The sequence below is a fragment of the Mesorhizobium carmichaelinearum genome, from assembly GCF_900199455.1.
GTDB classification, from domain to species: domain Bacteria; phylum Pseudomonadota; class Alphaproteobacteria; order Rhizobiales; family Rhizobiaceae; genus Mesorhizobium; species Mesorhizobium carmichaelinearum.
Genome location: NZ_FZQR01000022.1, coordinates 76,737 through 85,377, shown reverse-complemented (window position 1 = coordinate 85,377; position 8,641 = coordinate 76,737). Strand labels below are relative to the sequence as shown.

Here is an 8,641-nt window from a genome sequence, read left to right as displayed (position 1 = left end):
GGCCGATGCCGCCGATCACCGCCACCAGCACGATGTCGTAGAGCAGCGTCGAATTGACGATGCGGGTGTTGATCGAATGCAGGCTGGCTGCCGTCAGCAGGCCGGCGATCAGCGCGACGAAAGCCGAGAGCACATAGCGCAGCACCAGCATCGGCCGCACCGGAATGCCGATGTTGCGGGCGGCGACCGGATTGTCGCCGGCGAAATAGATATAGCGCCCCCATTTGGTGTAGCGCAGGAACAGGAAGAACACGAAGGCGAGCCCCGCAAAGACGAAGACCTCGATCGGGATGTCGAGGAAGCGCAGGCCGCCGAGCAGTTCGACCCAATGGCCCTGCGGCACCGGCACGGCATCCTGCGTGATCAGTTGCGAGCGCACATAGCCGAAGACGAAGGAGCCGGTCGCCAGCGTCACGAAGATCGCCGGCACGTCGGCATAGGCGACGAGAAAGCCGTTGAGCAGGCCGATGGCGAGCACGCCGGCCAGCACATAGGCGAAGGCCAGCCCATCCGAGGTTCCGGTGTTGAGCAATTGCAGATACCAGGCGACCGACATCGCCATGATCGCCACCGCCGACAGGTCGATGCCGCGGCCGATGATGACGACCGCCATGCCGAGCGCCAATATGCCCAGCACCGACACCGATCTGACGATGGCGACGAGGTTGTTCGGGTCTATGAAGCCCGGCAGGCCTATGGCCGCGGCCACGAACAGCACCACCGCGATGGCAAAGACAATGCCTTCCTGATTCAGGCTCCTGAGATTTAGCCAGCCGATCGCGTTCATGTCTGCATTTGCCCCGATGGCAGCGCTGCCATCCCTCAAGCAAAAGCTAATCGGCTCGGCGCCGGTTCGTCAAATGAATCCGCGTTCAGAACGTGGCCTTGTGCCAATATTCGCCGAGTGGACGCATCGATTGCCGAAACTGGCGCAATGCCCGGAAACTCCTGCATTTTTGGCAATTGATTGCGCCAATGCCGCCAGCCGCGAAAGCGCCGCGTCGAGACGAAAGCACAGGGCGGAATTTATCTTCGCATCTGGCGAGAAAATCCGATTTTCAGTTCCCCGACGCGTGGCCGGAAACCTCGGCGCCGGCGCCGGGCGGCAGCACCAGAAAACGCAGCGCCGCCACCAGCCCGATGGCGCCGATCACGAAAAAGGCGATTCGAAAATCGACGAGGTCGAGCGCAGGCCTGGCCCGGACGATCTGCGACAGATTGAGGATCGCCGCCGCCACGGCGACGCCGAACAGCATCGCCACCTGCTGCAGCATCGACGACAACGTCGCCGCCGAACTGCGCTGCGCCGAGTCGATATCGGCGAAGGCCAGCGTGTTGAGCGCGGTGAACTGCATCGAGCGCGACAGGCCGGCGATCAGCATCAACGCCACCACCAGCGCCTGCGGCGTCTGCGGCGAGATCGCCCCGCAAGCCATGATCGAGGCCGAGGCGATGATGCCGTTGACGACCATCACCGAGCGGAAGCCAAAACGCCGCAGAGTCGGCGTCGTCACCGTCTTCATGCCGAGATTGCCGAGGAAATAGGCCAGGATCATCAGGCCGGCATCGACGGGCGACAGGCCGAAGCCGACCTGGAACAAGAGCGGCAACAGGAACGGCGTGGCATTGATCGCCACCCGGAAGATCGTGCCGGCGGCAAGTGTCGAGATGGCGAAGGTCAGCACCTTGAACGAGGAGAGGTCGAGCAGCGGATGCGGCGCGCGCCGGAGATGCCGCACCGCCAGCCAGCCGATGACGATGCCCGCCGCGATCAGCAGCACCGTCGGCAGCGCCCCATCCTCGGGATGCGCGATGCGCTCGAGGCCATAGAGCAGGCAGGCGAGCCCGAGCGAGGTCAGGAAAAACCCCGGCCAATCGAGCGGCTTCGGGTCCGCTTCCCGGTCGCCCGGGATGAAACGGGCGACCAGCGCCAGCCCGATCAGCCCGAGCGGGATGTTGATGAAGAAATTCCAGTGCCAGGACAGATAGGTGGTGATGAAGCCGCCGAGCACCGGCCCGACCACCGGCGCGAACAGCGCCGGCCAGGTGATCAGAGCGGTGGCGTTGAGCAGCTCGGATTTCGATGCATTGCGCAAAACCAGAATGCGGCCGACCGGCGTCATCAGCGCGCTGCCCAGCCCCTGCACGGCGCGCGCGGCGACGAATTCAGTCAGGTTTTCAGAGAAACCGCAGGCGAGCGAGGCCAGCGTGAACAGCGCGATGGCCACGAGGAAGATGTTGCGCGCGCCGAAGCGGTCGGCGAGCCAGCCCGACAGCGGCACGAACACCGCCATGGTCAGCATGTAGACGGTGATGCCGATGCTCATAGCCACCGCCGGCACGCCGAAGGACTGGCCCATCTGCGGCAGCGAGGTCGAGATGATCGTCGAATCCAGCAGCTGCATGAAGAAGGCGATGGCCACGATCAGCGCCACGCGCCGCGCATTGGTGGCCGTTTCGGGTAAGGCTTCGGTGTCGGGAATGGCAGTCATGTCGGTCCGGTTTGAACAGCATTTAGCCGGCAGCGTCCAGACACAGCGCAACAAACTTTCGTGTCACGCCGCGGCCTGCTATGGGATGGGCGGGGCGACCGAGGAAAGTACGCGCATAAAATGAAGCCCATTTATATCGACTATCTCAATGCCCTCGACATCGAAGCGCTAGATATGACCGATGGCGAAATCATCGCCGCCGTCGAGGCTGGCCTTGTCGCCCAGGGCAAGGGCCAGACGGTGATCGAACCGCGCGTACACCTCGAACCGGACCCATCCTTCCACGGCCATTTCAATGTCTTGCGCGGCTACGTCGCGCCGCTCGACACGGCGGGCGTGAAGATCGTCGGCGACTATGTCGACAATTATCTGCACGGCCTGCCCTCGGAATTCGGTATCCTCAATTTGTTCGATCCGCGCACCGGCACGCCGCGCGCCATTCTCGACGCCACCGTTATCACCGACATGCGCACGGGCGCCGTGACCGCCATCGGCGCGAAACACCTGGCGCGCAAGAATTCCAAGGTGCTTGCCCATATCGGCGCGCGCGGCACGGCCTACTGGAATGTGCGCCTGCTCGACCATCTCTTCGATTTCGACGAGATCCGCGTCCATTCGCGCCGCCCGGAAAGCCGCGACGGCTTTGCCGCCAAGCTTTCGGCCGATCTCGGCAAGACGGTCACGGCCGTGGCCGACTGGGAAAGCTGCGTCAAGGGCGCCGACATCGTCGTCGAGGCCTCGCGGCTGCCGGAACCTCAACCGCTGCTCAAGACCGAATGGATCAAGCCGGGCGCGCTGGTCGTGCCCTATGGCACGATGAGCGCGGTGGAGCTGTCGCTGACCGACATCATGCAGAAGATGGTCGTCGACGACTGGGGCCAGTGCAAGGGCGGCAAGTTCGGCTCGCTGCGCGCCCATGTCGAGACCGGGCGCCTGAGCGAAAAGACGCTGCATGCCGAACTCGGCCAGATCGCCGCCGGCCTCAAGCCGGGACGCCAGAGCGAGGACGAAACCATCCTGTTCTGGCATCGCGGGCTGTCGCTCTCCGACATCGCGCTGGGCAAGGCGATGCTCGCCAAGGCGCAGGCGCAAGGCATCGGCCAGAGGCTGCGTTTCGCATGAGCGCGCTCGTCCTCACCGGAGCCGGCGTCAGTGTCGGCGATGTCGCCACCGTCGCCCGCGAAGCGCGTAAGGTGGAGATCGGACCCGATGTCCTCGGCAGGCTGGACAAGGCGCGAAAAGTCCTCGACCAGGCCGCCGCCTCCGGCCAGCAGATCTATGGCCTGAACACCGGGCTCGGCGCCAATCTTGGCACCTCAATCGAAGGTGACGCCAGCGCCTTCCAGCGTCAGTTGCTGGAGGGCCGCAGCGGTGCGGTCGGCGAAACCCTGCCGGTCGAGACCGTGCGGGCCACCATGGTCGCTCGCGCCTCGATGCTGTCGGCCGGCGGCTCCGGCCTTTCGCCCGCCGTGTTCGTTGCCTTGGTCGATGCGCTCAATGCCGGCGTCCATCCGGTGATGCCCTCGCTCGGCTCGATCGGCGCCGGCGACCTCGTGCTGATGACCGCGCTTGCCCGACTGCTGATCGGTGAAGGCGAAGCCGATTACCAGGGCCGCCGCATGCCGGCGGCCAAGGCGCTGATGATGGCCCGCCTCGCCCCGACCAGCCTGGCGCCCAAGGACGGACTGTCGCTGATCAATGCCTCGGCGGTCTCCGCCGGCAGCGGTGCGCTTGCGATAACGGATGCGCTGTCGGCGCTGGCCCAGCAGCAGCAGGCCGGTGCGCTGACCATGGAAGGCTTTGGCGCCAACCGCACCATCCTCGATCCGCGCCTGCAGATGGCACGGCCGGCCGCCGGACAGCAGGAGGCGGCGAAAGCCCTACACGACCTTCTCGCCCGCGACGAGATGCCGGCGCCCACCACCTTGCAGGACCCGCTGTCGATCCGCTGCATGCCGTCGATCCATGGCGCGCTCATCGAGGCGATCGGTCAGGCAAGACGCGCCGTCGAGATCGAGCTCAACGCTGCCGCCGATAATCCGCTGGTGTTGGGCGACGACGAACTGGTACTCTCGACCGGCAATTTCCACACCGCCGCGCTTTCGCTGGCTTTCGAAACGCTCAGCCTGGCGATCGCGCAATGCGCCGCCGCGAGCGTCGCCCGCTTCATCCAGCTCACCGGTTCGGGCCGCAACGGCCTGACCAAATATCTGTCGCCCATCGGTGGCGCGTCGGCCGGGTTCGTGCCGCTGCAGAAGACAGCGACATCGATCCTGGCCTCCATCCGCCACAAAGCCAATCCGGTGATGCTCGATTTTCTCCCGGTTTCGGAAGGCGTCGAGGATCACGCGACCCAATCGCCCCTCGCCGTCTCGAAATGCGCCGGAATGATCGCGCTGTGGCGGCGGCTGATCGCCTTCGAATTGATGGCCGCCGCGCAGGCCGTCGACCTGCGTGAAGGGTTGACGCTGGCACCACGCACCGGCGCGATCTATGCGGCGGTGCGCGCGCATGTATCGATGCTGAAGGACGACCGGCCGCTGGGGGCCGACGCCGAGGTGCTCCACGCCATGCTGGCCGACGGAGCGTGGCGAGGCGCTGCGACAGTCGACAAAGAAACCGAATAATCAGCTCTTTGCGTCAACCTTTTTCATGAACAGGCTGAGCTCGGCCGGGTCCATGTGCACGATGTGCCTGTCCTCGGGATAGGTGCCGCTGTTGACGTCGGCGACATATTCGGAGAAGGCAGCCACCCGCTCCGCCTGCAGCCGGTCATACTCGGCGGCGAAATTGCGGTAGACCTTGGAGTGGCGCGGCATGTGGCCCCGGTTCTGGCCAAGGATGTCGTCGGCGAACAGATATTGCGCGTCGCAGCCGGTGCCTGCCCCCATCGACAGCATGATCAGCGAGGTGCGCTCCGAAATCGCCTTGGCCACTTCGACCGGCACCACTTCGATCTCGGCGCCGATGGCGCCGGCCGCCTCCAATTGCTTCACCGCCTCGAAAACCTGGAGGGCGGTGTCGGCGGTCTTGCCGACCGCCTTGAAGCCGCCGGTCCAGGTGGCGCGGGAGGGAATGAGGCCGACATGGCCGATGACGGGGATGGCATCGTCGGCCATGCGCTTGATGGTGGCATAGCCGGCGCTGCAATAGACCGCGTCGGCGCTCGCCTTGTAGAGCCGGAAGGCCCAGCGGACGAAATCATCCGCCGTGCCGATCTCGAAGAAGTTTTCGCCCGGCATGGTGAACAGGCTGGGCGCGGCATCGCGGTACTGCGGGTTGAGCACAAGTTCGGGCGGCACTGAGACGATATCGACCCCTGCCCGCTCGGCGGCCTCCGCCTCGTCGAGCGTCAGCACGCGCAGCATGGTCAGCTGGCGCTTACCCTTCATCGCGCGCAGATCGGCGACGGTCGGTCTCTTTCGGCTCATTAAAACGTCCCCTCTGTGATGCTGGATCGGTTGCGGCGCGTCAGATCTGGATCATCACCTTACCGGCCTCGATCTTGACCGGATAGGTCGCGAGATTGACGCAGACCGGCGCGCCCTTGGCAGCACCTGTCTTGTAGTTGAAGCGGCCGTTGTGCTTGGGGCATTCGATGATGTCGTCCATCACCAGCCCGTCGGCCAGATGCGCCTTCTCATGCGTGCAGTAGCCGTCGGTGGCGAAGAACTCGTCATCCGGCGAGCGGTAGACCGCGAAGCTGCGGCCGCCATGATCGAAGCGGATGACATCCTCTTCCTCGACATCATCCACCGCGCACGCTTCAACCCAATCGGCCATATCGGTCTCCTCAGCTATTCGGCCGCCGCCGACATATCGACCTCGTGGAACTCGCCGCGATAGGGCCTGGCCGTCGGCGGCAATTCGCGCTTGAGGTAAAAATCCTCGTATCTCAGCTGCCGCAGCAGCACCGGCCAGACCTCGCGATAGGCATGCCACATGGACGGGTTCGGCTCGGGCAGATCGTGCTTGATCAGTTCGTGCAGGCTGGGCAGCGCGTGATACGGCACCATGGGAAACATGTGATGTTCGACATGGTAGTTCATGTTCCAGTAGATGAACCGGCTGATCGGGTTCATGTAGACGGTGCGGGTGTTGAGCCGGTGGTCGACGACATTGTCGGCGAGCCCGATATGCTGCAGCAGGCCAGTCGTCACCATATGCCAGGTGCCGTAGAGGCGCGGCAGGCCGATCAGCACCAGCGGTATCCATGATTTCAGCGCGATCGCAAGCGCGATCGTCGCGACATAGATGGCGACGTGCCAGCGGGCGGCGACCACCGCCTTGTGCTGTTCCATCTCGGGTATGTAGCTCTTCTCTTCGTCCGACAATGTGCCAAAGGCCTGGCGCACCAGCGTCGGCAGCGAATAGCGGAAGTCGAGAATGCCGGTGAAGGCCAGCGCCGCCTTCAACAGGTCCGGCGGGCGCATCACGGCGATCTCGGCGTCGCGGCCGACGATGATGGTGTCGGTGTGGTGGCGGGCATGGCTCCAGCGCCATTGCACGGGATTGCGCATCAGCATGAAGGAGGCGATGTGGTAGACGACATCGTTCATCCAGCGCGTGCGGAAGGCCGTGCCGTGGCCGCATTCGTGCCAGCGCGAGTCGCTCGACGAGCCGTAGAGCACGCCGTAGACGAACAGGAACGGCAGCACCCACCACGTGCCCCAGAACCAGACGATGCCGGCGGCCGAAGCCACAATGACAGCGAGCCAGATGATGGTGTCGCGGATCGCCGGGCCGTCGGAGCGCTGCATAAGCTCCTTCATCGCCTTGCGCGGCACGTCGGTGTGATACCACTCGGCCGAGGCAAGTCCGGTCTCGATCGCGGCCCGCGTGCTTTCGCCGACCAGGCTGTAATCGCGCTTTTTTGCCATCGTCGTCACATCGACCTCCAATCGTCATGCACCGCTGGCAATCCGGTTCGCCGGCCGGAGGGCTTGCTTTGGATAAATGTGTCACTCATGCCCTGCCCGCCAGTCCTGGAAAGGTGCCGGAAGGCCTGGGATAGTCCTGCTCGGGCTGGCGGGCGATGGCCGCGATCCTGCCTTCGGCCGCGGCAATCTCACCAGCACCGTCGAGCACCCGGAACACCGCATCGTAGGACCGGGCTTCGCCATGCTCCAGCCAGATCATCTCGCCGCGTTCGCGCGCGGCGAGATCGCCGAGCACATGATGCGTCGACGGCTCTATGCCCAGCGCATACTGCCCGGCCTGGAAATTCTGCCATTGATAGGCGCAAGGCAGCTGATCCTTGCGCGTCACCACTTCGAAGCCAAGGCCGAGCCGGTCGTTGACCACCGCCACCGGCACTTGCCCCTTTGCGTCGGCGCCCATCTCATGCTGCCAGACCTGCTCGCTGAACCCCAGCTGTGGCGCCGGCGCCGTGCGGTAGCCGACCTTCTGCGCCTCATAGCGCTCGCCGGCATGGCCGGCCCAGACCACGTCGCGGATCGGCGCCAGATAGCGCGAGCCCACGTCGAGCAAGGGATGGCTGACATTGACGTGGTAGAAATACATATGCGGCGTGCGGTTGAAGCCGTGATTGACGATGCGGTCGGAAAGCCGGATCTCGTTGCCGCCGACATCGGCCTCGATGCGGCGGATGAGATGCAGATCCTCGCCGAACACCGCCGATTGCTGGACGATGCCTTCGGCCCACAGCACGCAGCGGTCGCCCTCCCAGCGCTCGCCATAGCCGGTCAGCCGTGCCGGGATCGTGCCGACGCGGCCGTGCAGCGAATGGGTCACGGTCTTCTTGCCGGGATAGTTGAAGCTCTCGGCCGGCACCTCTTCACGGCCCAATATGTGGTCTAGACCGCAGGTGACCAGCAGGCCTGAAAAGGAACGTGCCCAGGCGAGCCCGCTCTCCCCCTCGTAGTCGTGCAGGCCGGGATGGCGAAAGCCGCTCGGCGAATGCCAGCCGATCGCCTGACCCTTGAAGTCACAGTCAGAGATATCAAGCGCCCGGTCGACCAGCGCGGTGAAGCGCAGGCCCGAGCCGGTGCGGAATTCCAGCATGCGGATGCCGCGTTCCACGCCATCGCCAAGCGTCATCAGCCGCACGCCGGCGAATTGCGACAGCATGCCGGACCGCTCGGCCACTTGCCTTCGCGACAGCGTCTTGCCGTAGAGCTCTACCATGC

Annotated in this window: 8 protein-coding genes; 2 read left to right on the top strand and 6 right to left on the bottom strand. The window is 64.8% G+C overall.

Features of this window, described 5'->3' with window-relative positions:
• Positions 1-787: ABC transporter permease (locus CKW40_RS32900; protein WP_095203900.1), on the bottom strand; the 787-nt coding region annotated here is incomplete at its 3' end.
• 271 nt (positions 788-1,058) lie between these two features.
• Entirely contained in the window at positions 1,059-2,492 is a 1,434-nt protein-coding gene (locus CKW40_RS32895) for a DHA2 family efflux MFS transporter permease subunit (protein WP_095203899.1), read from the bottom strand.
• Between the two features lie 120 nt (positions 2,493-2,612).
• On the opposite strand from CKW40_RS32895, the gene CKW40_RS32890 reads away from it, so the two are divergent.
• Both CKW40_RS32890 and CKW40_RS32885 read left to right on the top strand, forming a co-directional pair.
• Positions 2,613-3,614 (top strand): ornithine cyclodeaminase family protein, encoded by a 1,002-nt coding sequence (locus CKW40_RS32890; protein ID WP_095203898.1) that lies wholly within the window; start codon positions 2,613-2,615, stop codon positions 3,612-3,614.
• Positions 3,611-5,119 (top strand): HAL/PAL/TAL family ammonia-lyase, encoded by a 1,509-nt coding sequence (locus tag CKW40_RS32885; RefSeq protein ID WP_095203897.1) that lies wholly within the window; start codon positions 3,611-3,613, stop codon positions 5,117-5,119. Before CKW40_RS32890 ends, CKW40_RS32885 begins: the two co-directional genes overlap by 4 nt.
• Here the strand turns inward: CKW40_RS32885 and CKW40_RS32880 are convergent, their stop codons facing one another.
• The 4 genes from CKW40_RS32880 to CKW40_RS32865 form a co-directional block, all read right to left on the bottom strand.
• On the bottom strand, positions 5,120-5,923 hold the full coding sequence (locus CKW40_RS32880) for a 3-methyl-2-oxobutanoate hydroxymethyltransferase (RefSeq protein ID WP_095203896.1): 804 nt from the start codon (positions 5,921-5,923) through the stop codon (positions 5,120-5,122).
• Positions 5,924-5,963: 40 nt separating this feature from the next.
• Positions 5,964-6,275, bottom strand: coding sequence for a MocE family 2Fe-2S type ferredoxin (locus CKW40_RS32875; RefSeq protein ID WP_095203895.1), 312 nt, complete (start codon positions 6,273-6,275; stop codon positions 5,964-5,966).
• Between the two features lie 14 nt (positions 6,276-6,289).
• Complete coding sequence (locus CKW40_RS32870; RefSeq protein WP_095203907.1) at positions 6,290-7,372, bottom strand: fatty acid desaturase family protein; 1,083 nt, start codon at positions 7,370-7,372, stop codon at positions 6,290-6,292.
• An 85-nt stretch (positions 7,373-7,457) separates the two neighbouring features.
• Positions 7,458-8,639, bottom strand: coding sequence for an aldose 1-epimerase family protein (locus CKW40_RS32865; RefSeq protein WP_095203894.1), 1,182 nt, complete (start codon positions 8,637-8,639; stop codon positions 7,458-7,460).
• Between the last annotated feature and the right edge of the window lie 2 nt (positions 8,640-8,641).